Genomic DNA, 25,049 nt, shown 5'->3' with positions numbered 1-25,049 from the left:
GCCTCGCTAATCAAGCAAAATGCTTTAATGACTAAATTGATAAAGTTGACGAGCGACTTGTAGGGCTTCTGCCACATCAATCGCCAGCACATAAGGTTTCTGCTGGTAATAACTGCCCCACAGGCGTTGTGCCTCTCCAAGGACTTGCGGATCAGCCTTTTCAAGCACATGAAAACGTAATCCCATCTGTTGCAACACATAACGTACTGCAGTTGTTCCGGTACATACTGCCCATTCGATGTGTTGCTGCGAGAGATGAAAAACCAGAAAGGCCACCATCAGTTTGGCTTTGTCCATATCTAGTGCTGCCAGATTGCCAATTTCTACTACTTTGTCTCGGCTGACCCTGGTCTGGCTCAGTTTGCTTAATATGTTTTCAACGGGTTCATCGAGATACTGTTCCAGAAAGGCATTAAATTGATTTAAATGCTGCATACCAATCACCACCTGCATCTCGGCTCCGTGATAACCGGCAAACAGGGTCGAAGAGAAGCTCGATACAGTGGCCTGATGGACTTGCTGATATTTTTCCTGAATAAAATTTTCCAGGCTACGGCGTTCAGGTGTCTCGCTTTGTTCTACAGTTTTGACCGTCAAATGTAGCGATTGATCCTGTGCTGAAATTACCGGATACGCCGGAGGTACTTGTAGTAAAAATTTATTGTGATGGGTTTGTTTTTTATATTCAGGCTGCTTGAAATATGTATTTAGAAAGTGAATCTGACTAGATAAATAAGGATCAAAACTAAACTTGATCATTTGGCTCACACCACGAAATTAACTTGCTACTCAAGATAGAAGTCCAAACTTAAAAAATTCTTAATTTTGTGCAAAAGAATGTAAAAGCTGTGTGTATAAAAAATCCAGAGATCGGCCGGTTTTTTTAAGAGCATTTTAAGATTGAAAATTTAAGTTAATCCTATCTCTTGTTAACTGAAACTGTTCTATGTCTTCCTACCGCTCACCTTATAAAGGCACCTCAGGAACGCAGCGTATTTTTAATGCGACCCGTTATTCCCTGGCTGGTTTTAAAACCGCCTTTCAAAATGAGGCTGCCTTCCGGCAAATTCTGCTGATCAACCTTATTTTGATTCCTCTAAGTTTTTGGATGCCGGTTAGTCCAGCTGAGCAAGCGCTGATGGTCGCCGTGTGCCTATTGGCGTTGATCATTGAACTGATTAACTCAGCGATAGAGGCAGTGGTAGATCGTATTTCCATGGAACGGCATGAACTGTCTAAAAATGCCAAGGATATGGGCAGTGCGGCTCAGTTTGTAGCACTTAGTTTAATTGCCCTGACCTGGGGCATCATTTTGGCTGGTCATTTGATTTGACCTCTGCTCTTGCTACTGCCTGAAATGGACAACTTAAAAATGATCACTGACCGTTCCCGGTTTTTACTGACCCAAACCTTACTTTTGATCTTCAGTTTTTTGATTCTTCTCAACTTCTTTGATATTGGAGGAGTGCTGGACTTGCAGCTCATCTATCCCTTTATCGATGATCATGGTCAATTTCCCCTTCGAAAACAATGGGCACTGGCAGAACTCAATCATCGCTATGTGAAAGACCTGCTGATTCTGGTGTATATCACATTATTACTGGCCTGGTTGGCATCACTAAAATGGCAGAACTGGCATACGCGGCGCTGGGAATTTGGCTATTTCTTTAGCATGGTGGTGCTGACCACGGCCTCGATCGGAATTTTAAAATCTCAGTCGGCCCATGCCTGTCCCTGGGATATGACCATACCTACCCATAATGGGATTTTGTGGGATTTTAGTGCCACTGCAGGCCACTGTTTTCCTGGAGGGCATGCATCTAGTGGTTTTGCGTTAATGGCCGGCTATTTTGTTTATCGCATTTATAACCGCAAGCGTGCTTATTTTCTTCTGATCGCTGCAGTAATTTTAGGGTTGGCCATGGGCTGGGCACAAATGATGCGCGGTGCACATTTCCTGAGTCATAACCTTTGGACTGGCTGGATTATCTGGTGCATCAATGTCATTGGCTATACGCTGTTTAGCCACAAACTCCCCCAATAGAAAAGACCACTCCTATACGCTCTAGTATCAGGCAACCTTAACTCCAAAAACTAGAAGCCTATTTGCTTAGGCTTTGGCCAAAGGAAACTTGACCTGTACACAAAGGCCACTCAGATTGACACTTCGCGAAAATTCTAGTGTTCCACCCAAGCGCTCGGTGGCTTTATCTACAATGGATAAACCCAAACCGCTGCCAATTTCTGCATGGTTATGTATCCGGTAGAAGCGTTGCCGGATCTGATTGAATTGAGCGGGATCTATACCTGCACCACTGTCTTCAATCTGTAAAACTGCCTGATGGCCTTGCTGGAAAATCGACACATTAATCACGCCATCCTTCGGACTATATTTAATCGCATTATCAATTAAATTATAAATAATCGAGTGCAAGGCCGAAGCTTGGCCCTGAATCAAGAGTTCCTGCTGCTGCTCTACCCCTAAATCAATGTCTTTCTGTAGCGCCAGTTGAATCAGCTCTTCGATACAGGTGACTGTCATTTGATTCAGTGATAGCAATTGAACAGGTTCGCTTAAACCTTCGGTCACATCCTGTTTGGCCAGACTTAATAACTGGTTGACCAGATGCTGCATGCGCAAAATGCCTTGACTCAAATTATGGATAGACTCGCTCTGAGGGAACTGCTGTAGCAAAATTTGTAGCTGTAAATTCAAGGCCGTCAGTGGCGTGCGTAATTCATGTGCAGAATCCGCTACAAATTGACGTTGTTCCTGTTGGGCTAGAGAGATGCGGCCAAACAGATAATTCATTTCCTGAATGGTCGGTTCCAGCTCCAGGGGATAATCTTTCATTGCAATTGGCTTTAAGTCTTGTGCCTTGCGGCTGGCCAATTCAGTTTTAAAGTCATTGAGTGGCTGAAAATTTTTCCGGATCATCCAGCCTAAGCCAAACACTGCAAAAGGTAAAAAAAGTACGTAAGGAAGAAACATATTGGCTGCCAGTTCCAGCGCCAGTTCCTGCCGGACATTTTGCTGCTGGCTCACCTGAATCTGTAATTGCTTAGCAGGAATAATATAAGTTAACCAGGTTCCATATGGCGTTTGATGCTTGTAGAAACCTGCTTTCCTGACCGGTGCCACCAGAACATCCTGCGGATGCAAGGAAGTGGCTGTATCTGTATAGGACCAGATATCTACAAATAAATCTTCTTCACTGTATTGTTTTGCCAGATCTATTTGGCTTTGCAGGGGTTGCGGATGATTTTCTGCAATGCGCTCTGCCAGACTTTGCATCTGTTTATCCAGTACTTCATTAATTTCTTCGAGCGCAATCCGGTATGCCGAAAAGATCAGCACACAGCCCAGTACTACGCTAAATAATGAAATATAAATAACCAGACGTTTTTGCAAGGAATAACGTTTCTGCATGGCGCTCATCCTAAGCGATATCCTAGCCCACGTATGGTACGGATGAAGTCTTTTCCTAATTTTGCCCGCAGATGATGGATATAGACTTCTACCGTATTACTACTGACATCACTATCAAAGTCATAAAGCTTGTCTTCCAGATCATTCTTGGAAAAAATTTTATTCGGATGATTTAACATGGCCATTAAGATGGACCATTCCCGATTGGATAATTCTATAGCCTGTCCATTAAACAGAGCGATATGCTGCTCCAGATCTAGTTCCAAACCACTGTGTGATAATTTCTTATTCGTATCTATCCCGGTATTTTTTAAACCACTACGGCGTATTAAGGCATGAATACGGGCCAGTAACTCGTCAAATTCATAAGGCTTGATTAAATAGTCATCTGCTCCCTGATTCAGCCCATCCACCCGGTTTTGTAATTGATCCCGGGCAGAAATAATCAGCACCGGTAAATTCGGAAACTTCTGCCGGATATTTTTTAGCACCAGCATGCCATCCATCATCGGCAAGCCTAAATCGAGCAGGACAATATCGTAGACCTGCTGCTGTAACTGTTTTAAACCCTCAATCCCATTATTGACCCAGTACACCTCAAACTGATGCAACTTGAGCAATGTTTCAGTCGACTCGGCAATCATAAAGTCATCTTCAATAATTAGTATTTTATGCATTTCAAGCTCTGTTCTTTAAGGATGGTGAGCATTGTGCAAGCATATCATTTTTAGCTTCAATCACTTGCGTTTTTATATCCAGCAAGCGTAATAAGCTGGGGAAAAGATGATCCTGACTACGGGCTTGGTTGGTCTGTCCTTTGAGACAGCTGATCTGCTGGATATTCTGCTGCTTCCAGGCATCGGAGAACCACATCAGCATCGGGACATGGGTTTGCTGAGTGGGCGCCATGCTATAAGGAGCACCATGCAGGTATAAACCATGCTCTCCGGTGGATTCTCCATGATCAGACAGGTACCAGAAACCGGTCTGATATTGAGTCTGCTGCTTTAAAGTTTCAATGATTTGGGCAAGAACATGGTCTGTATATACAATCGAATTATCATAGCTATTTTTTAATTCTTCTGTACTACAGCCCTGAATGGCATTGCTATTACAGGTCGGCTGAAATGGCTGATACGGCGCTTTGGAACGCTTGAAATATGCGGGGCCATGACTGCCCATCTGATGCAGTACAATTAATTGCGGTTGCGGGTTGTTTTTATCCAGATGCGCCAGATAATCTTTCAGGCTATCCACCAGAATTTCATCAAAACATTCACCACCAGCATCACACCACTTCTGTTTCAGTTGAGCCGGAATCTGATATTGCTGTACCCGGTCACAGGCACCTTTACAGCCTGAGTTATTATCAATCCAGGTCACCTGATAACCTGCGCGCTGAACAATATCCAGCAAACCTTCACGGTGGCTGGCTAGCTGTTCATCATAGGTTTCACGTGACATGCCCGAAAACATACAAGGCACTGAAACGGCTGTTGCAGTTCCGCAAGAGCTCACCTGATTGAAATTAATCACCGCTAACTTGCTCAGTTCAGGATTAGTATTACGCGCATAGCCATTTAAGGCAAAACTCTCGGCACGTGCAGTTTCTCCCACTACCAGCACCATTAATTTGGGATGCTCCTGCATTTGAGCCTGCTGTAGCAGATGTGCATCTTCGCCAAAAGTCACCAAAGGCAAATTTGCTTTAGGTGCTTTCTTTTTATAATAGGACAAGGTAGACGCGATGCTGTTTTGTGGAGAAAGCATACCCTTCAGATCGCGGTGCTCGCGGAAGATGGCAGCATAATCGACATAGAAACAGAACAATAAACCTAGAATCAGTCCGAGTGAGACTACACTGCTCAGGCTTTTATGCACCAGCTGATGCCCAGTCGATGCAGGCTGTATTTTGAGCATCCAGACGATGCAGAGTGGAAAAGTTACAAACACCAGTGTCCAGATCACCAGTCGCATTGACCAGAGATCTCGAACTTCACGGGCATCGGTTTGCAGCATATTCTGGATCTGGTCAGGCGTAATAACGACCCCCAGACTATTGACAAAATAAGCACTAAAGCCACCCAGAATGATCAAGACACTGGCCAGTATTTTGGCGTTCCATTTCCAGTTCAGCCACTGTAATACCAGGTTGTAAAACGCAATAATGATCAGTGCCGTAGCGACCAGTAACAGGCCTGCTTTTAGATTGGCATAAGGCGTAAATTCATGAATTTTCTGATAGAAAGCAAAGTTTAGGATCAGTCCTAGCCACATAGCCAGCAACATATTGAAGCCTGAAAGACTAATCGACTTTTTAGGTCGCTGACTAAAAGAAGACGAATGGGAAAACAGCTTCAGCATGATCCATGGCTCAAAGACTTTAAGATGCTTTAGCCTAGAATCTGAATCTTAAAAATGACTTAAAATGATTGGATCATTTCATAATATATGCAAACCAGCCCTTCTTTATTTCAAACTCAGAAGAATAAAGATAAGTCCTAACATATGTAGAATCTGGCTAGGTGCAAAATACAGAAAAAATTTCCATCCCCCAGTCACAAAAGAATTGATACTTTTAGACACCGCATGTGCCGCAAGTCCAATCATAACAGCATAAATTAAAGTCAGGTTGTGAGGATTTCCCTGTATCACTACACCTGCTACAGCAGCATGCACTTCAAATAAAGAGGCTAAAAAAGTGCCTAAAATTAAGCCGCTATCCCCCAGTAGAAGATTCGCGCCGTAAATCCCAGCCTGGATTAAGGTCAAACTGACCGCAATAATTACCGCTTCTTTGATACTGAACATCCGGCTATCAATTTCTTGTATTTCATTAATGCTCATACTGTTATCCGCTTGGGGAGTTCGATAAATCAAGAATCCGGCAGCAATACATAAAATTCCGATGCCCACCAAACTCGGAATTAGCAGAAACTTGAACCATTCTACGCTCACTCCCAGAACAATCAGCAAGAGCTGTAATAAGGTGGCAATACAGGAGATTAATCCCGCACCTGCATTTAATTTAGCACTGGCCTGTCCGGATCGAACTTGCATGCCCAAACTGGCAATTGTGGCCGTACTGGAGACAAATCCCGAGGCTAAGGCAGATAAAATAAGCGCCTTATCATTGGACAGGATTCGTTTTGCCACATGTGCCATGGACTGCACAATCAAGATTAAAATTAGTAGTTTCAGGATGATATAGGGATTCAGTACGGCGCCCCACAAGGGCTTATTGGGCATGACCGGCAACGCAATCAATATCAAAGCCAATAAAAGTAGCCCATCTCTTAACTCATAGCTTTGGATCGTTTTTCCGGCAAATTGATGCAGTGTCTGTTTGCCCATCAGGATGATCGTAAGTAGAACCGCCATCCCTGCAGCAAGTGGGATATTCCAAACACAAACAGCGCCAATGATATAGGTCATCAAAAAAGCCAGTTCAGTGGTAGAGCCGATATCCTGCTTCTGTTGAAACAGGCTATACACACAGAACAGGCTGACCGCTACGGCTCCTATCACCCCAATATAGAGATGCAAAGGGGTAAATTCAAAGAATGGTTTTATAGCTTATTAGATGCAATTTAGAAGTGAATGAATGAAACTCATCTAAAGATTAGAAAATATCAGTCTATTCACTCTGTTTAATTTCATTTAAATCATTCGTTAGAAAGGCGTCTGAGGTCACCCCACTATCAATGAATAACCTCAACATCCACGTAAATCTTAAAATTCTTCCCGCTGTAATTCATTCACCGTTTGCCCCTGCTTTGCAAACCACTGATCACGACGTTCAAACAAGCGTGGCGCCGCCTGATTCACTTGATCAATTAGAGCCTGTAAATCGGCATTGATCAAACGGCCATTTTTAACCACAGTCTGTCCCGCCACCATCGTCATCACGACATCTTGGCCTTGAACTGCATGGACTAAATTGGTATGCAAATTAAATAATTTTCTATGATCAATCAACGGCGTCATCCGCGGTGTATCCAGTTTCACCGCAATCAGGTCGGCCTGTTTGCCGACTTCCAATGAACCAATTTCATCTTGCATACCCAAGGCTTTAGCTCCTGTAATCGTAGCCATTTGACAGACTGACCAGGTATCCAGGGCAGCCGCATCTAAATTCGAAAACTTGGCCAATAATGATGCCGTTTTCATTTCTTCAAATAGATCCAGGTTATTGTTTTCTTTTTCTCCATCAGTACCCAGACCCACCGCAATGCCTTGGCGTAGCATTTCAACCACAGGGGCTGCACCGGAGGCCAATTTCATATTGGAAATCGGGTTATGGGCGACACCGACCGCATGTTGCCTTAAAATCTGAATTTCATTTGCATCTGCCCAAACGGCGCAGGTTTTCCTGTACATCAAATTGGCTTTCATTGCTGTGGGTATGAAAACCGGTTTGATAATCCTGACAAAGTTTTTCAATACGGCTTAATGCTGAAGCTTCCGCATAAAATAGATGCTCTAAACCCACCCAAACCTGAATACGTCCATTCGCCTGCTGATGCCAACGATTGATTAAGGCCTCATTACTTTTTAAGGTTTCAAAATAATTGTGATCCGGATGCTCTGCGACATAGGGCACTAGAACAGCACGAATCCCTAAGGCTTTTGCTGCCTCCGCACTACCCTCCATATAGCGCCACATATCAACGATAGTAGTCGTTCCCGACAAAAGCGCCTCCGCATAACACAAATAAGAGGCAATTTTTGCATCCTCTGGTGTCAACACCCGGTGCATCGGGTCAATGAACTGCTGTAACCAATCCCGAACCGGTAATCCTTCTGCCGTGCCACGCAATAAACCGGAATGGCAATGGGTATTGATCAAGCCCGGCATCAGGATCGTTTGTGGATAATCTTCAATGAGCACTTCTGGATAGCATTGGGTTAACTGTGCCAATGTACCCACTGCTTTTATTTGGTTGCCATCAATCAGTATCGCGCCATTTTTAATACATTCATTTTGCACATTCATGGTGAGGACATAGGAAGCTGTTAAAATTTTCATGATTTATACTCAAATCTATTCTGTTTTTGATGAATGGCTGCGGTTATGGCACGAAGGTTTTACCTAAAAAAGATGGCAAATTCATTTTTAACACTTTTTTATTCCGCGATATCATGACCAGTACCACAATCGTGGCTATATAGGGCAATGCGGCAAGCAACTCGTTCGGAACCTTTATTCCAAGCGCCTGGGCGTGAAATTGTAAAATGGTTACGCCACCAAACAGGTAAGCGCCGAGCATTAAACGTGTTGGTTTCCAAACCGCAAATACCACCAGTGCAATCGCAATCCAGCCGCGACCTGCCACCATATTTTCAATCCACATCGGGGTATATACGGTTGATAAAAATGCTCCGCCAACCCCTGCCATCAAACCGCCAAATAGCACTGCGCCATAACGAATCGCCAACACGTGATAACCCATGGCATGGGCACTTTCTGGTGATTCACCCACAGCTTTAAGCAATAAGCCCAAACGGGTTTTCGCCAAGACAAACCACACCAGAAAGAAGACCAAGATTGACAAATACACCACATAGTTTTGCTGGAACAAAATTGGACCCAATACTGGAATATCCGCTAATAGTGGAATATTAAAATTAGCCAGACCCGGTAAAGCCATACTGACGTAGTTCTGTCCCAAAAATGCAGAGATACCGAGTCCAAAAATGGTTAAAGCCAAACCGCACGCGGATTGATTGGTACTTAAAGACAAGGTAAAAAAGGCAAAAATCAGGGCCATCAGCATGCCTGCCAGACCACCCATCAATAAGGCACTTAATACACTGGCATCATATTGCGCAGCAAAAGCAAAACCTGCAATTGCACCGACCAGCATCATCCCTTCTACTCCAAGATTAATCACACCTGTCCGCTGTGTGACCAATTCCCCCAGACCTGCGAAAATCAGTGGTGTTGCTGCTGCAACAGTACCTGCAAGAATTGCAGTTATTTCTAAAGCCATATCATGCTTCCTTTTGCTGTAGACAACATTGGGTTAAAGGGTAGTTGCTGTGGGCTGAGGGACCGGTGACGCCATTTTTTTGCTAAACCGGTAACGGTTTTCAATTAATGCATCGGAAGCCAGCAGGAAAAACAACAGCAGCCCCTGGAAAATACCGGTAATCGCGACCGGAAGCTGTAGCTGCATTTGTGCCATTTCACCGCCCAGATAAATCAGCGCCATAAAACAGCCTGACAGCACAATACCGATTGGGTTTAAACGCCCTAGATAGGCCACGATAATCGCTGCATAGCCATAACCTGGGGACAGGTTCGGATTCAGCTGACCAATAGGTCCAGCCACTTCACAGATTCCGGCAATACCTGCCATCATTCCGGAAATCACCAGACTCATCCAGATGGCTTTAGAGGAAGAAAAACCTGCGTATTTGGCAGCTAAAGGTGCCTGACCGCTGACTTCCAGTTTATAGGCCGTCAGACTTTTACGCATAAAAACCCAAAACAGAAGGACTGCAAAAAAAGTGATAAAAATAGAGGCATTAATGCGTGTGCCTTCTACAATGAATGGCAGCGTCGCACTCTCACTAAAAACCACCGATTGTGGGAAGTTCATCCCTTCCGGATCACGCCAAGGACCATTGACCAGGTATAGCAACACACATACTGCGACATAATTCATCATCAGGGTGGTCAGGGTTTCTTCGGCATTAAAATGGGTTTTCAGTAAGGCAGGAATTGCGCCCCAGAGTGCCCCACCAAGTGCGCCCATGACAATCATTAACGGGAGAATCCACCAGCCAATTTGGTCGTGAAATAAAATCGCAATACCACCGCCAAAAATCGCGCCCATGGTGAGCTGACCTTCAGCACCGATATTGAATAATTTGGCTCGAAATCCCACCGCCAGCCCCAAGGCAATCAGAATCAGAGGCCCGGCTTTCACTGCCAGTTCACTCCAGCCATAAGAAGATGTCAGCGGTTCAATAAAGAAGATGTACATGGCTTGCGCGGGATTAATCCCCAGCATTAAAAACAGAATACTCCCGACAATCAGCATGGCCAGCAGCGCAATGAGTGGTGAAAGCCACTTCATGATTTGAGATGGATGTTCACGCGGTTCCAGTAAATGCATGTCGCTTTCCTCTCAACCTATATATTTGTTTTTTGGCTATATTAAGCATGAGCTTGCTGCTCCTCTACTATGATCGCAGTGTCATGACTTGAAATACCTGACATCAAGACCCCAACATTTTCAGTATTGGTTTCATGAGTAGGTATCGCTGGAGATAGTTCACCATTGGCCAACACGCAGAGACGATCACTGATTTCAAACAGCTCTTCTAATTCTTCTGAAATCACCAAAATGGCAACACCTTGTCGAGAGAGGTCGATCAGGGTCTGCCGAATAAACATGGACGCGCCGACATCTACGCCCCAGGTCGGTTGAGCCACAATCAGAAATTTGGGGGTTTGCAGAATTTCCCGGCCTACAATAAATTTTTGTAGATTTCCACCGGACAAGGAACGTGCTTCTGCCTCTGGGCCACTGGCTTTCACCCCGAATTTTTCAATACAGTGCTCGGCAAAAAGCTTACATTGTGCAAACTTGATTAATCCCCATTGCGTCAGGTTCTGCCGAAATGCGGTCAGCAAGGCATTCTGGGACAGTGTCATGTTCGGGACTGCTCCTCGGCCCAGACGTTCTTCAGGGACAAAGCCCAGGCCCAAATCACGCCGTTGTCCAGAACTGAATCGGGAAATATCGATTTGATCCAGAACCATCCGGCCATGTTTCAGGCTATTTTCACCCGACAATAAAGACAGTAATTCTGCTTGCCCATTGCCAGAAATCCCGGCAATTCCTACAATTTCACCGGCAAAAATATTTAAATTGATATTTTTCAGCGACACACCAAATGGGTCGTCGGACTGGTAATTGAGATTCTCAACCTGGAATAATATCTGTTTTTCACCTGTATATTCAGGGCGTACATAAGTCGGTAAATCACGGCCAATCATTAAGCGTGCTAAATCACTGGTACTGTTGTCTTTGGGATTAACATTTCCGGTGACACGGCCATTGCGTAAGATGGTCGCTTCATCACAGAGTTCTTTGATCTCGTGTAATTTATGACTGATATATAAAATTGAAACGCCTTGGGAGGCCAATAACCGTAAAGTTTTAAACAGTTGCCGTACCGCTTGTGGTGTCAATACTGAAGTCGGTTCATCTAAAATGATTAAAGCGGGATTTTGCAAAAGGCAGCGAATAATTTCGACACGTTGCCGCTCACCTACCGATAAAGAATGTACTTCGCGGCGTGGATCAATGGGTAAACCATATTGTTCTGAGACTGCAATGATTTTTTGACTTAGAGCTTTTAAAGGAATCTTTTCATCCAGTCCCAGTGAAATATTCTCCGCCACGGTCAAGGTTTCAAACAAAGAAAAATGCTGATAGACCATGCCAATCCCGAGTTTTCTTGCCATCGACGGGTTATCAATATGAACTTCTTTACCGTTCCAGAGGATTTGTCCCTGATTGGCCTTGGTTGCTCCATAAATGATTTTCATCAGCGTACTTTTGCCAGCACCATTTTCACCCAAAATGGCATGAATCTGCCCAGGTTGAACGGTTAAATGTATCTGGTCATTCGCTTTCAATGAATTGTAACTTTTACAGATATTGATGAGCTGTAAACGCGGTACACCTGAAGAAGAACGTGCGTTCAACTCTTGCGTATGAACAGATCTATCGTGTTGAGAGGTCATCATCAGTGCCCTATTCAATGCTGTGACAGTGCGGCATCCATCTGAAGCGTGCAGGCATTCAGATGGATGCGGGAAAGTACATCTAGATATTTAATGGCGAAATTGAAATGCTTTATTTCGGTAATGAACCCTCGACGCCCTTCACGTAGTAATTCATTTTGCTTAAGGCCGCATCATCTAGGCGCTTGCCTTTTGCCAAGACCAATGTGCCATCCTGTTTGTGAATCGGACCGGTAAATGGATGCAGTGTGCCTTTTAAAATGCCATCACGTACACTGAGTGCTTTTGCTTTAGAGGCTGCCGACACGGAAGGACCAAAGCTTTCAATATCGACTGCTTTTTGTTTCACGCCATACCACATTGCACTGGGTTTCCAGGTTTTATTGCTGACTTGCGTCATTACTGGAGTGTAGATTTTTTCCCAATGTAAAACCGATGCAGCAAGATGCGCTTTAGGGCCAAATTTGCTCATGTCAGAATCCCAGCCAAAAGCAAAGACACCTTTTTGTTCAGCCGCCTGTACCACTGCTGGAGAATCGGTATTTTGCATGAGTACATCTGCGCCTTGAGCAATCAAGGCCAAGGCTGCGTCACGTTCTTTACCCGGGTTAAACCATGAATTCACCCAAATGACTTTGGTTTTAATTTTTGGATTTACACTTTGTGCGCCGAGGGTATAGGCATTGATATTACGGATAACTTCAGGAATTGGAAAAGACGCAACTACGCCCAAAACATTATTTTTGGTTTTTTGCCCTGCGACCACACCTAGCATATAAGCGCCTTCATAGGTGCGGACATCATATACCCCTAAATTTTTGCCCTGCTTATAACCGGTTGCATGCATAAATACGGTATTTGGAAATTGCTTGGATACTTTCTCCATCGCATTCATATAACCGAATGAAGTCGCAAAAATGACTTTATTGCCTTGTTGTGCCAGGTTACGGATCACACGTTCGGCATCTGCCGTTTCCGGGACATTTTCGATATAAGAGGTTTTGTATTTTCCTGCGAGGGTTTTTTCAGCCTTAATCCGGCCCTGATCATGAGAATAAGTCCAGCCATGGTCGCTGGTTGGGCCAATATAAACAAATGCGGCTTTATCTTGGGCCTGAACATTGGCGACAGCGGCCATGCTCATTACACCACTTGCCATTAATACCCCTACCCATTTTTTCAATCCGGTTTTCAAGCTATTTTTTTCTTTCATTCTATTCTGCTCTTGGTTGTTCTGTGTCATGCAACACATGCTTTAAAATGACTTCACTTAAATGTGCTCAGTCTGTTCAATATATAATTAGCAATAAGTATTCCAGTTTTTATCAAAAATAATAAAAAGATGGTTTTAAAATAAGATGTTTTTGTTTTTATGATTTAATTAAAGCGTGATGATATTAAATTTATAAAAGCTTATTTTGTGATTGATAGGGAATTTAATTTATAAAATGGATTTATTTTTTATTTTTGCTTATAAGTGGTGCGATAAAATAAAATGCCTTAAATTTGCGCATTCCTTTTTTAATCCAAGCTTCATATTTTTCATGAGCAAAGATAAATTAAAATGATAGAACCATGTATTGAGCTTCATTGATGGATTGGAATTTTTTTATATAAGTTACTAATATTAAAAAATTAATTTTTTTTGATAATTCGATTTAGCTTGTAATATACCAAAAGGGTGATGTTCTACAGATCTTATTCTTTTCTCTCCTCATTGAACGAAGTTGTAACTCGCTAATCGCAGCTTGCCTAGATTGATTTATTTTAATTTCTAAATTTTAACAATATTAATTAGTTTTAATCAAAGAATAAGGGAGTATAAATAATATTTTAATTATTTAAAAATAATATAAATAAAAACTACTATATTAAAATATAGGGTTTTTATTTAAAATTTAATCTATATTTTTTAATTTTAAAATATATTAGACCACATAACGTTTACTTAATCCCCACTCGGCTAAGATTCGACGATAGGTCGTTGAAGAACGATCCGCTTCAAAATGTGCTTCCATGGAAATATCGAGCGGTAATTCTTCAGGTTTCTGGCTTTCCACCATGTCCTGATCTTCGGCAAAAATTTGTGCATTGAAGTCATATACCGCCTGTAAATCTCCTGTGGTATCGAAGTTGCGTGTCAGCGGCACAAATAACCGAGTTTTATTGTGTGAAACCGGACAACAGGCATTGAGAATTTTTAATTGTCCCTGTTCTGGGAAATGTACGGTTAGCACCGCAGAAAACGGTGGATAAACATCAAATACACGTTTCCACAAAAAGCCTTCCGGTGCCAGATCTTGCATACCATGTGGATAGTTGCTGACACTGCTGACATATTCGGTATGCAGGCCGTAATCTGTACGTTCTGTCGTGTATTTGGGTACAACCTGATTTTCAGGATCTGCGAAAGACCCCTGATGAACCCAGGCAAAATGTGCAACATCAATAAAGCCTTCCAATTGACGGCCACTTGAACCGGCAATATCCACAAACGGCGGTAAAATTGCCTGATGATCTGGCATCTCCCAGGTATCTAAAACAGGAAAATTGGCTTTTGCTTCGTCACGGCCAAAAATACTGGTCCAGATCAAGCCATATTTTTGCACTACTGGAAATTTGGTCAGAGAAAAGCGCTCAGAAATGTTGGTCAGCTCGGGTTGTGCAGGAATTTTGATACATTTTCCCTGGCCATTGTAGTGTAAGCCATGATAAGGACAGACCAGATTTTCACCCGAAACCCAGCCTTTGGTTAAGGGTACACCCCGGTGTGGACAGAGATCACGGACCAGATGAATATCGCCACTTTCTGTTTTGTACAATGCCAGTTTGACATCAAGCAGGGTCACTTGTTGCGGTTGGGTAGAAACGTCCTGAATCCGTGCCACCGGATACCAGTGACGAGCCAGAATGTCCCAGTCCTGATCATCAAACTGGCTATAGCAGGGTTTGTTGAATAAATTGATGACTGGAATTGCGTTCATATCAAACCTATATTCTTACTATGGATGGTCTCTTTTTACAGGCCTTGAACAGTGCAGAACTGTGCAATTTTGGCTTTGCTTCTAATTGAAATTACTGAATTTATTGTTATTCTGTCTATTAGAATGATTCGTACTATTCATTCTTAAAATTAGAACACATCAACCATGTACAAATGTACTTGCCGATTAAAGCTACCTTCTTTGGCATAAAACTCGCATAAACACGTTTATCTCAAATATTGATATAAATAAACGGTGGTACTTGCTTGACTAAATTGATGAATACGCCTTTTTCCCGATTTTCAGAATATTTTATCGCGGTGGCGAAAACGGGAAGTTTACGCAAGGCCGCAGATCAATTATTCATTTCCGTGTCTGCAGTACATCGGCAAATTGCTCTGGCTGAAGAAGAACTGGGAATTATGTTATTTGAGCGCTTGCCCAATGGTTTAAAACTGACACTGGCGGGCGAATTACTCTATGCCGATGTTATAAAATGGCAAAAAGAATTCCAGCAAACCCGGATTCGCTTTGATGAAATTCAGGGGCTTACGCGTGGGACCATCGAATTTGGTTTAATTTCTGCCTTGAATGATGGTTTTGTCATGCAGTCCGTGCAATATATGTATGAACATTATCCCTGGATTAATTTTAATATCCGGGTTGCAGACAGTGAAATTGTAGCCAAAAAAGTGATTGAGGCAGATCTGGATTTTGGCCTGATCCTGAATCCGAAATCCCATCAACATATTGAAGTCCTCCATTTTCTGGAACTACCTTTAGGTTTTGTGATGGGTACATCACACCCTCTTGCTCAAGCAGAAAAGATTTATTTTTCAGATACCTTGAACGACAACCATTTTATTCCGGCCGACCCCCTGATTATTCATGATTATGTACAGGCATTGTATAAACATCATCAATTTATACCTGCACGTAAAACGGAATCGAATGATATACGCCTGATGAATACTCTCATTAAGGCGAATTCCGGGATTGGAATTTTTAGTTATCTCGATGTTTTACCGTATGTCGAGCGAGATGAAGTGGTCTTTAAACCTGTCTCTGAAAAAGGGCTGCATCCGCTGACCATTGCCTTGTGTGTGGCGCCTAAACGCCAAATTTCACGCGTTTCCCAGTTGATGATTAAACATATGATTGAACAAATGGAAACCTTAAAAAGCAAGGTGCAGCAACTGTAGTATTTTCATACTTAAATAACAAAAACCGCGATGGCTAAAATCGCGGTTTCTCGATATGTGATGCTATTAATTAGACTTAATCCAATGGATTACCCACAATATTGCTAATAATGCCTTTCATAATATGTGGGCCTTGTTCTTTCCGTAGGTCTGCATACCAGTCTTTGGTAATTTGCTCATATTTCATATGCGTGACATCACAACGCTTACGTGCACGTAGCAGCAATTCATTGGCGCGTTCATTGCGTTTATTCTGATAACGTTTCAGGGCATCTTCCAGACCTAGCGTATTAATTTGTAAGGCACGTGCCAGATAGACCGCATCTTCCATTGCCTGGCAACCTCCCTGCCCGATATCCGGTGTGGTGCTATGTGCCGCATCCCCTAAAATTACCACACGGCCCTTATAAAACTGGTTAAAAGGCTCAATATCATGGATTTCGACACGATTGGTTTTCTGCTCATCAATACTGTCAATCAGGCATTGAACCTGGGAGCACCAGCCAGAGAAATATTGCTTTAATAAGATCTTATATTCCGAACGTTGATTCTCCAGACCTGCGGGCAATGGCACATCAAAGAAGAAATAAAAGCGATGCTCTGCCACAGGCATCAGTGAAGCGCGTTTGCCTTCACCGACAAAAGTGGTCCACTGCTGTGCGGGCGCTAAATCTTCAGAGATCTCAACCAGTCCGTTCCAGTTCACATAGCCAGCATAACGGCGTTCAACCTGTTTGCCCAATACATACTGACGCGTCATGGAATGGGTACCATCTGCGCCAATCAATAATGCGGCAGAAACAGTGCTGCCATCCTGAAAACCGATTTCAACGTGTTGCCCCTTATCCTCAATAGACACCATTCTTTTACCGAGCTGAATATCCTGCCGGCCAAACGCATCCATTAACATATTTTGTAATTCAGCACGCGATACCGGATATGGACGTTGACCGACTTCTTCAATTAACGGCGCCAAACTAAACTGCGTCATGACCTCGCCATTCAAACCATCGATATAGGCTAAGTCATTCATCTGGCCACCTAACTTTGCTACCTGTTCAGTTAAGCCCAGATAGTTCAAACACTTCACCCCGTTTGACCACAAGGAAATTGCAGCACCGACAGGTAAAATCTGTTCTGTCTGCTCATAGATGGTGACCCGATGTCCGAACTTTTTTAGTGCAATTCCTGTGGTTAATCCGCCCATGCCTGCCCCAATAATTGCAATCTCCATCTATTCCTCCTGGCTATTTCATCTTCATTGCCAGCTAAAATGCTAAAAACGTGCCATCCTGAAAAAAATGCACTAAAAAAATAGCAAGAGTTGGCACACGCTGTGCTTTTAAATTCCTTCAATGTCCTGTTTTTATAAAGGCAGAAGACCTAAATTTGTATTTATAAAAGTGCATATTCATGTGACGTATACCAATGATGGAAATTTAAGATGGCGACCTTATTAGCTCCAATTTTTGATCTGCCTGCTCCAGTACAGCAGTTAACTAACCTTGCAGATGCCCGAATTGGCGCAGAAATTCTTGAATGTTCAGATGAGTTTTTTGCTGAAGCAAAACGCATGTTGCAATTTGAGGCACCGGTCTTTATCGAAGACAAGTTTGATGAGCATGGCAAATGGATGGATGGCTGGGAAACCCGTCGCAAGCGCCACACGGGCTATGATTGGGCCATCATTAAACTTGCTGTTGCAGGTCAAATACAGGCACTAGATATTGATACGACTTTTTTTAGCGGTAATTATCCGGCCTCTGCTGCTGTGCAAGCATGTTATGCGCCAGATGGAAATCTTGATCAGGCAGAATGGATCAGCATTATAGAAAATAATGTCTTGGGCCCCAGCCAGCATCATATTGTTCAGATTTCAGCAAAGCAGATATTTACCCATGTCCGTTTGAATATTTATCCTGACGGTGGGATTGCACGTTTTAAGGTCTATGGTCAGGTAAAAATCAATCTGCAAGATAGTGATCAAATGCTAGATGTTTTGGCACTAGAACATGGTGGCCGTGTCGTTGCCTATAGCGATGCGCATTTTGGACATCCACGCAATCTGATTAATCCGGGACGTGGCATTAACATGGGCGATGGCTGGGAAACCAAACGGCGTCGTGCTCCAGGATTTGACTGGTGCATTTTGGCTTTAGGCGCCAGTGCCCGAATCGAGAAAATTGAAATTGATACCGCCCATTTTAAGGGAAATTTCCCTGCAGAGGTTTCTATTCAAGCCATCTATGTTGAGGATGCAACCGATGAGCAATTCATTCCACAAAGCATGTTCTGGCCTTTTTTGTTAGCAGCCCAACCTATGCAAATGGATCATATTCATCATTACATCAATGAAATTTTACAACACGAAAAAATTTCCCATATTCGTGTCAACATGATTCCGGACGGTGGCATCAGCCGGATTCGTCTCTGGGGAAAATTGGCTTGAGTGATCAATGATATGTCTATGCAAAGTATAAAAATACAGCCTTTAAGCACTGAAAGTTTTCTGCCTTTTGGAGAAGTCATTGCCTGTCAGGGTAATCATTATTTTCATATCAATGAGCAGCAGACTGAGCGTTATCATGCCCTGGCTGAAGTAGAAAGTGACACCAAGGTCGGACTGAGTATTTTTAGAAATATGCAAGCTACGGCAATTCCTTTTCAAATCTCAATGCTGGAAAGGCATCCTCTAGGATCACAGGCTTTTATTCCGATGCACGGCCAGCAATTTTTAATCGTTGTAGCGCCTGAACTTGATTATACACAGCCCGATATTAGTCAGATTCAGGTATTTATCAGTGATGGTTCTCAAGGGATAAATTATCGTGCCGGAACCTGGCATCATCCATTATTGACCCTTGAAGCACCCAGCGAGTTTGTCGTAGTGGATCGTATAGGTAGCGGATCAAATTGTGATGTTCATCCTTTTCCTGAAAACATCCAGATCGTATTTTAAACGCATTAAAAAAAGCCCTTTTATCAGGGCTTTTAACTTATTTCTTCATCACTTTGCCTAGAAGTGATATTTCACTAAAGCACTGACATTATTTTCATCGGCATTTGGGATACCGAATTTGTTGTTCCAGATAGAATGTTCAATCCCCAGATATAAATTGGTGTCTGGAGAAATGTGTTTACCGACATTCCATTTCCATTGGGTGGTCCAGTTCATCTCGCTGTCATGAGTATCTTCTTCTGTAGACCAGTCCAAGAAGCCATCCACCAGAAATTCTTCAGTTCCCAGTTTAATTGGCACGCCATAGGTCAGTGTCAACTGGTAATCATCATCAATATTCTCATTATTCACGCGATAAAGGTTAATGCTGGCATAACGGAAATAGGGAATATCCAGATCGAAACCTACGCCGTACAGGAAGTTATCAAAACCCTCTCCACCTTCCCAGGTCGTTGAAACCAGTACATCTTTAACCGGACCAAAGGCAAGCTTCTGACCCGACACTTCACCCAAGCTCAAACGTGGTGAAAATTCAAAATAACTTGATTTAAAGTCATCTGCACCGCGCATACGGTCAATGAAGAAGAAGACATCTGCATATTTTACTTTTGCCGTATATTCAAAGGTCGCAGTCGCCTGTTTCTCATCGACCACCTCATAGTTTTCTCCATAAAGTCCGGTGACACTGAAGTCTTGCCAGATCGGTTTTGCCTGTGCGGATGCCGCACCCAATACAAGTAATGTTGCAGCAGTAAGTTGAGTGAATTTCATAAATAAGGGTCCCCAATGGAATGAAAGAATCACATTCTGAATTAAGCAAAAACAAAGCCAACATTTTTAATTTTTGATAAAAAAACAGCCCATTTTCTGGACTGTTTTCATCCTGGTTTAAATTTTCTAATGTGGAATCTTTGCCACAATTTCTGTAGTCGCTGTGCTTTTATTTTTAAATAGGTTCAGATGATTGAACAACAGGTTGAGTAAAATGGCCATTAAGCAGGTTGAGCTAATCCCCGAATGAAACAAGGTTTGCACCCATTTTGGAAAGTTGGCATAAAAGGAATGATCAATAATGGGAATCATGCCGGCTGCAATAGCCGTCGCAACAATGATAAGATTTTTTTGCTCGTTATAATCAATTTTAGCCAAGGTACGAATCCCGCTTGCAGCGACTGTTCCAAAAAGTACCAGACCTGCACCACCTAATACCGGTACAGGAATGGCAGCAATCAAACGTCCCATAATTGGCAGTAAACCCAACACGACTAAAATCATGCCCCCAGCTGCGACCACAAAGCGGCTTTTAATTCCGGTAATCGCCACCAAGCCGACATTTTGCGCAAAAGCACTTTGCATGAATGACCCAAAAACAGGCGCCATCGCACTCGATAACATATCGGCACGCAAGCCATTCGAGATACGATCCGCATCCACTTTTGTACCTACAATCTCACCCACTGCAATGATATCTGCTGTGGTTTCGGTCATAATCACGAGAGAGTAACGATGAGCATGGAAATAATGGCTGTGAGCTCAAAAGTCGGTAGTCCAAAGGCGAAGAAGCTGGGTACCTGAATCCATGTTCCATTCGCAACTTTAGAGAAATCACCAAAACCGAATAAATAAGCCAGTACTGAACCTAAAACAATTGCCAGTAAAATAGACAAGCGACGAATAGCAGCCTGTCGGCTCAAATTCAGGCAGACGACTAAAGCTAAAGTCATGAGTGCCAGACCAATATTTTCGACACTTCCCCATTCTGGTGCCTTGGGATTGCCGCCCATCATCCAGCGGACTGCCACCGGCAATAAAGACAAACCAATGATAGTAATGACGCAACCGGTCACGACTGGTGGAAAGAAACGGATAATTTTGGAAAAATAAGGTGCGAGGAAAAAACCGATCAATGATGCGACAACGACTGCACCGTAGACGGCTTGCAAACCACCGCCTGTAGTCACAATCGCCACCATCGTTGCGACACCGGCAAAAGAAACCCCTTGCACCAAAGGTAGTTTTGCACCGATATATTTCCCCCCAACGGTTTGCAAAATTGTGGCTAAACCACCGACAAATAGCGCCGCCGCAATCAATAATCCAATTTGATAAGCTTCTAGGCCGGCTGCTGTTCCCACGATTAAAGGTGGTGCAATAATTCCACCATACATGGTCAGTACGTGTTGCAAACCATAAGCTGCACTTTTCCCCGCACCTAAATATTCATGTTCAGGTGATATTGTTTTACTTTGTTCTGTCATTTTTCTCACCCTCAAAGTCTAAATATAAAATCAGCTTCCGCGATATGTGGAGTACGCGAATGGGCTGATCAGTAAAGGAATATGAAAATGCTGGAATGCATCTTTCACATAAAAATGAATAACTGCTTTAGGAAAAAAAGTTTCTAAACCCAAACCTTCAAAATAAGCAGATGTAAAAAACTCAAGACTATAGATACCTGTTTTTAAATCGACTATGCCAAAATCACTGACGCGACCGTCTGTATTGGTTTTTGTCTCAGCAAGCAAGCGACCGTCTTCAGCAAAAAGTCGTACCACCACGTCTGTCGCAGGTTTTCCCAGATGTGTATCTAAAATATGCGTGCTAATCATGCATGAAGCTCCTGAGCCAGTCGTGACAAGGCAATTTCTGCCAGTTGATGATGGACAATACGTTTCTCAATCTCTGGATCATTTAGCAAACGATAGTTCAGGGCTTGAAGGACGTCTTCACTGCTCAATCCAGCAGCTTTGATCAGAAAGATAAACCCATATTTTTTTTCATAGGCAAGATTGCCTTTAAGCAGCGCGAGCTGGGTATCGTCATCTGCTGTAATGCCGGATTGCTCACGATGGGAAAAGTCTTTTTCTATTTCACTTAATTCAGCCTGTGCCTGTTTTTCACCTATACGGGGATGATTATCCAGTGCAGTTTTAATCTCATCCCAACTCCAGGTCGCCGCTTGTTGTTTCGCTGCATTCAAAATATCCTCAAGCGATGCATAAGGACGTTTTGCTGCAAGTTCGGTCGACCAGCTGGGTATTTGCACACAGTGCTTTAAAAAGATCATCGCATCTTCTGCTGATGCTTGATTAAATTCAACAAGTTGCACTATTCAATCGCCTGATTATATTGCTTGGTTATTTAAAACTGGTTTTGCAATAACAGTGCCAAAGCTGATGTGTTTGTTATTTTTATAAAGTACATGACTCAAAAAAGAGCATTAAACTGATCTTTTCCAATATATTTTATGTCTATGGCGCATGATGGTTATACCAGTGCTCGGCAATATCCCCACGGCGGCAAATCCACACTTTGTCATGATTTTGAATGTAGTCCAGAAACTTTTGCAGGGCTTTAAAACGTCCCGGCCGTCCTAAAATACGGCAGTGCATGCCAATCGACAGCATTTTTGGCGCAGTTTCACCTTCGGCATAGAGCACATCAAAAGCATCTTTGAGATATTGATAAAACTGTTCCCCACTATTAAAACCGCCAGGTGAACTGAATTTCATGTCATTGCTATCCAGGCTATAAGGAATAATCAAATGTGGACGTGTTTCCCCTGCCTGATTGGTCAAGGTGCTCCAAAATGGCAAGTCATCCCCATAGTAATCAGCGTCATATTTGATTTGAGGAAAATCAGCCAGAAGTTGACGGGTATTCGGACTGTCCCGACCGGTATACCAGCCGATCGGTGCTTCACCAAACAGGCTTTCCAGAACGCTGACCGCCTGATCCATATATTGGCGTTCCATTTCAATCGGCATGTTCTGATAATGTAGCCAGCGCTGACCATGTGAAACGACATCATAATCGGCTGCTTTAATCGCCTCTACCACATAAGGATTACGTACCAATGCCATGCCGACCCCAAAGATAGTCATCGGCAAACCACGTTTCTGGAACTCCTGATGAATCCGCCAGAAGCCAGCACGTGAACCATATTCGTACATCGAATCCATCGACATATGTTTGTCTGGAAAGCTGGCAGCACCAATAATTTCAGATAAAAACTGTTCTGATCCCGTATCACCATGTTCAATGTGGTTTTCACCACCTTCTTCATAATTCAGCACAAACTGTACCGCGACACGCGCGCCGTTTGGCCATTGCACTTTTGGTAGTTCGCCATGATAACCAATCAGGTCACGCGAATAAGGTGCACTGCGAATGCTCTCGATAAGTTCTTGTCCGCGTAAGTAGCTAGTCGTCACATCAATTCCTTGTCGATTCTAGTAAATGATCAATGGTCTATACGCGTGATAAGCAATTTATGCGCCAAAGTAGAGCATTGAAATTGAGAGCACGCTTTTTAAAAAATATTTTCAGCGAGATTTAAGCTTAGAAATATCCCATCTCAATATTTGCGTAGTTGAACATAAAAAACCTGGAAAGTTGCTTATTTTGTTTTTAATCGCTGGTCAGTGTTCTGATTTACGCAATCCTATATCCTGTTAATTGAAATTTCATAGAACACCTTGCTGTTTTATAGTCCAGCTAAAGGTCACGACACAGAATCCATTATGAATACAAATATCGCCACGTTTAGTCCCGACTTACCCGTCCATATGACATTCGAGGAACATGACTGGCATCTTTTGGCTCAGTACTGGTATCCGATTGCACTTGCGCGTGATATTACAGATCAGCCAACAAGTAGTATGCTGCTTGATATGCCGCTGGTGATTTATAAAATGAACGATGAACTGGTGGTGGCGAAAGATGCATGTCCGCATCGCGGTGTACCTTTAAGCTTGGGAAAAAATGACGGCCAAGGCGTGGTGTGTCGTTATCACGGTTTACGCTTTGGCAGTGAAGGTAAATGTAACCGTATTCCTGCACATCCTCAGCATAAAATATCGGAGCGCTTCCATCTAAAAACTTATGCTGCGGTAGAAAAATATGGTCTGATCTGGTGTTCATTAAGCGCTACAAAAGATGCAGAACCTCATATTCCTCATATGCCTTTTTGGGATGATGCTGAGTATCAGCAACTGGTCTGCCCTCAGATAGACATTCAATGTTTTGCAGGAAGACAGCTCGAAGGTTTTATTGATGTGGCACATTTTGCCTGGGTGCATCCCGATACTTTTGGTGATCCGGAGGATGTAGAAGTTCCTGATTACAGTACGACAGAAACGGATGTTGGTTTTAATGCAGATTATATCAGTAGTGTGGGACGTTATCCGATCGGAACAGAGCAGCGTGGCCAGGAAGATTTTAAATGGTTACGTCATTTTGAAGTGAGCCTACCCTTTACTGCAACCCTTACGATTCATTTTCCGAATGATGCCAAGCAGGTCATCATGAATGCGGCTTCACCCATGACTGCGCGTTCAACACGACTTTTTGCACCTATTTGCCGCAATTATGATAAAGATTTACCGGTTGAAGATGCCTATGCCTTTAATATGAAAATTTTCGAGGAAGATCGTGTGATTGTAGAAAATCAGAAACCTGAATATTTACCTCTGGACTTATCTTTAGAAGCGCATTTTCCGGCAGATCGAAGCTCGAGTATGTACCGAAAATTACTACGCAAACGGGGATTTAGTCCTTTATTTGCTGCTTAAAAGTTCATTCAAGTGAAAAAGCGATTATAGGTAGTAAGGGTTAGAGATGCTCTGATATTTAAAAATCAATTGGGTTATATCGTGATTTCTAACAGGATACATCTTGTTATATATCCTCATAAGCCTTGTATTCTGGT

General features: G+C 42.9%; 20 protein-coding genes and 3 pseudogenes. 6 read left to right on the top strand and 17 right to left on the bottom strand.

The genetic code is table 11. The features are described 5' to 3' along the window. Positions 1-24: 24 nt before the first annotated feature. The gene (locus J7649_RS03865; RefSeq protein WP_219309459.1) at positions 25-759 is read right to left on the bottom strand and encodes a thermostable hemolysin; all 735 of its coding nucleotides are present in this window, start codon (positions 757-759) and stop codon (positions 25-27) included. A gap of 187 nt (positions 760-946) precedes the next feature. Here J7649_RS03865 and J7649_RS03860 point away from each other — a divergent pair, with 187 nt between their 5' ends. Both J7649_RS03860 and J7649_RS03855 read left to right on the top strand, forming a co-directional pair. Then, positions 947-1,333, top strand: coding sequence for a diacylglycerol kinase (locus tag J7649_RS03860; RefSeq protein ID WP_004729795.1), 387 nt, complete (start codon positions 947-949; stop codon positions 1,331-1,333). 39 nt (positions 1,334-1,372) lie between these two features. Next, positions 1,373-2,044, top strand: a complete 672-nt coding sequence (locus tag J7649_RS03855; RefSeq protein WP_219309458.1) for a phosphatase PAP2 family protein — start codon at positions 1,373-1,375, stop codon at positions 2,042-2,044. A gap of 66 nt (positions 2,045-2,110) precedes the next feature. On the opposite strand, the gene J7649_RS03850 is transcribed toward J7649_RS03855, so the two are convergent. The 10 genes and pseudogenes from J7649_RS03850 to J7649_RS03805 form a co-directional block, all read right to left on the bottom strand. Then, positions 2,111-3,430 (bottom strand): sensor histidine kinase, encoded by a 1,320-nt coding sequence (locus J7649_RS03850; protein WP_219309457.1) that lies wholly within the window; start codon positions 3,428-3,430, stop codon positions 2,111-2,113. Positions 3,431-3,435: 5 nt separating this feature from the next. Then, a complete protein-coding gene (locus J7649_RS03845; RefSeq protein WP_219309456.1) occupies positions 3,436-4,107 on the bottom strand; it encodes a response regulator transcription factor in 672 nt (223 codons plus the stop codon). 1 nt (position 4,108) lies between these two features. After that, positions 4,109-5,794, bottom strand: coding sequence for a phosphoethanolamine transferase (locus J7649_RS03840; protein ID WP_219309455.1), 1,686 nt, complete (start codon positions 5,792-5,794; stop codon positions 4,109-4,111). 105 nt (positions 5,795-5,899) lie between these two features. After that, positions 5,900-6,976: pseudogene (locus tag J7649_RS03835) on the bottom strand (DUF4010 domain-containing protein); the annotation flags it as partial. A gap of 186 nt (positions 6,977-7,162) precedes the next feature. Continuing rightward, positions 7,163-8,459 (bottom strand): annotated as a pseudogene (locus J7649_RS03830) (amidohydrolase family protein). Between the two features lie 43 nt (positions 8,460-8,502). Then, positions 8,503-9,423: an ABC transporter permease gene (locus tag J7649_RS03825; RefSeq protein WP_219309454.1), complete on the bottom strand. Its 921-nt coding sequence runs from the start codon at positions 9,421-9,423 to the stop codon at positions 8,503-8,505. A gap of 33 nt (positions 9,424-9,456) precedes the next feature. Then, positions 9,457-10,554 (bottom strand): ABC transporter permease, encoded by a 1,098-nt coding sequence (locus J7649_RS03820; RefSeq protein WP_219309453.1) that lies wholly within the window; start codon positions 10,552-10,554, stop codon positions 9,457-9,459. Positions 10,555-10,595: 41 nt separating this feature from the next. Beyond that, positions 10,596-12,197, bottom strand: a complete 1,602-nt coding sequence (locus J7649_RS03815) for an ABC transporter ATP-binding protein (RefSeq protein ID WP_219309450.1) — start codon at positions 12,195-12,197, stop codon at positions 10,596-10,598. Between the two features lie 109 nt (positions 12,198-12,306). Continuing rightward, on the bottom strand, positions 12,307-13,407 hold the full coding sequence (locus J7649_RS03810; RefSeq protein WP_219310047.1) for a BMP family ABC transporter substrate-binding protein: 1,101 nt from the start codon (positions 13,405-13,407) through the stop codon (positions 12,307-12,309). Positions 13,408-14,122: 715 nt separating this feature from the next. Next, positions 14,123-15,178 carry an aromatic ring-hydroxylating oxygenase subunit alpha gene (locus J7649_RS03805; RefSeq protein WP_219309448.1) on the bottom strand — a complete coding sequence of 352 codons (1,056 nt, stop codon included), beginning with the start codon at positions 15,176-15,178 and terminating at the stop codon, positions 14,123-14,125. A 278-nt stretch (positions 15,179-15,456) separates the two neighbouring features. Here J7649_RS03805 and J7649_RS03800 point away from each other — a divergent pair, with 278 nt between their 5' ends. After that, the gene (locus J7649_RS03800) at positions 15,457-16,380 is read left to right on the top strand and encodes a LysR family transcriptional regulator (RefSeq protein WP_219310046.1); all 924 of its coding nucleotides are present in this window, start codon (positions 15,457-15,459) and stop codon (positions 16,378-16,380) included. Positions 16,381-16,456: 76 nt separating this feature from the next. Here J7649_RS03800 and hpxO read toward each other — a convergent pair whose 3' ends face one another. Continuing rightward, a complete protein-coding gene (gene hpxO, locus J7649_RS03795) occupies positions 16,457-17,614 on the bottom strand; it encodes an FAD-dependent urate hydroxylase HpxO (RefSeq protein ID WP_219309446.1) in 1,158 nt (385 codons plus the stop codon). A 210-nt stretch (positions 17,615-17,824) separates the two neighbouring features. On the opposite strand from hpxO, the gene alc reads away from it, so the two are divergent. Beyond that, positions 17,825-18,829: an allantoicase gene (gene alc / locus J7649_RS03790; RefSeq protein WP_219309445.1), complete on the top strand. Its 1,005-nt coding sequence runs from the start codon at positions 17,825-17,827 to the stop codon at positions 18,827-18,829. Between the two features lie 12 nt (positions 18,830-18,841). After that, positions 18,842-19,339 carry an ureidoglycolate lyase gene (locus J7649_RS03785; RefSeq protein WP_004646920.1) on the top strand — a complete coding sequence of 166 codons (498 nt, stop codon included), beginning with the start codon at positions 18,842-18,844 and terminating at the stop codon, positions 19,337-19,339. 57 nt (positions 19,340-19,396) lie between these two features. Here the strand turns inward: J7649_RS03785 and J7649_RS03780 are convergent, their stop codons facing one another. The 5 genes and pseudogenes from J7649_RS03780 to puuE form a co-directional block, all read right to left on the bottom strand. Continuing rightward, the gene (locus J7649_RS03780; RefSeq protein WP_004280255.1) at positions 19,397-20,110 is read right to left on the bottom strand and encodes an outer membrane protein OmpK; all 714 of its coding nucleotides are present in this window, start codon (positions 20,108-20,110) and stop codon (positions 19,397-19,399) included. Between the two features lie 126 nt (positions 20,111-20,236). Next, positions 20,237-21,597, bottom strand: a pseudogene (locus J7649_RS03775) (nucleobase:cation symporter-2 family protein). 30 nt (positions 21,598-21,627) lie between these two features. Next, positions 21,628-21,948 carry a hydroxyisourate hydrolase gene (gene uraH / locus J7649_RS03770; RefSeq protein ID WP_004280258.1) on the bottom strand — a complete coding sequence of 107 codons (321 nt, stop codon included), beginning with the start codon at positions 21,946-21,948 and terminating at the stop codon, positions 21,628-21,630. Beyond that, a complete protein-coding gene (uraD, locus tag J7649_RS03765) occupies positions 21,945-22,448 on the bottom strand; it encodes a 2-oxo-4-hydroxy-4-carboxy-5-ureidoimidazoline decarboxylase (protein WP_219309444.1) in 504 nt (167 codons plus the stop codon). Before uraD ends, uraH begins: the two co-directional genes overlap by 4 nt. Positions 22,449-22,590: 142 nt before the next feature. Next, positions 22,591-23,553 (bottom strand): allantoinase PuuE, encoded by a 963-nt coding sequence (gene puuE, locus J7649_RS03760; RefSeq protein WP_219309443.1) that lies wholly within the window; start codon positions 23,551-23,553, stop codon positions 22,591-22,593. Positions 23,554-23,862: 309 nt separating this feature from the next. Here puuE and J7649_RS03755 point away from each other — a divergent pair, with 309 nt between their 5' ends. Continuing rightward, a complete protein-coding gene (locus J7649_RS03755; RefSeq protein WP_219309442.1) occupies positions 23,863-24,912 on the top strand; it encodes an aromatic ring-hydroxylating oxygenase subunit alpha in 1,050 nt (349 codons plus the stop codon). Positions 24,913-25,049 lie beyond the last annotated feature (137 nt).

Origin of the sequence: Acinetobacter lwoffii, assembly GCF_019343495.1 — a bacterium.
GTDB classification, from domain to species: Bacteria; Pseudomonadota; Gammaproteobacteria; order Pseudomonadales; family Moraxellaceae; genus Acinetobacter; species Acinetobacter lwoffii_P.
The sequence above is the reverse complement of the archived record's forward strand: the minus strand, read 5'-3'. Positions and strand labels throughout refer to the sequence as shown.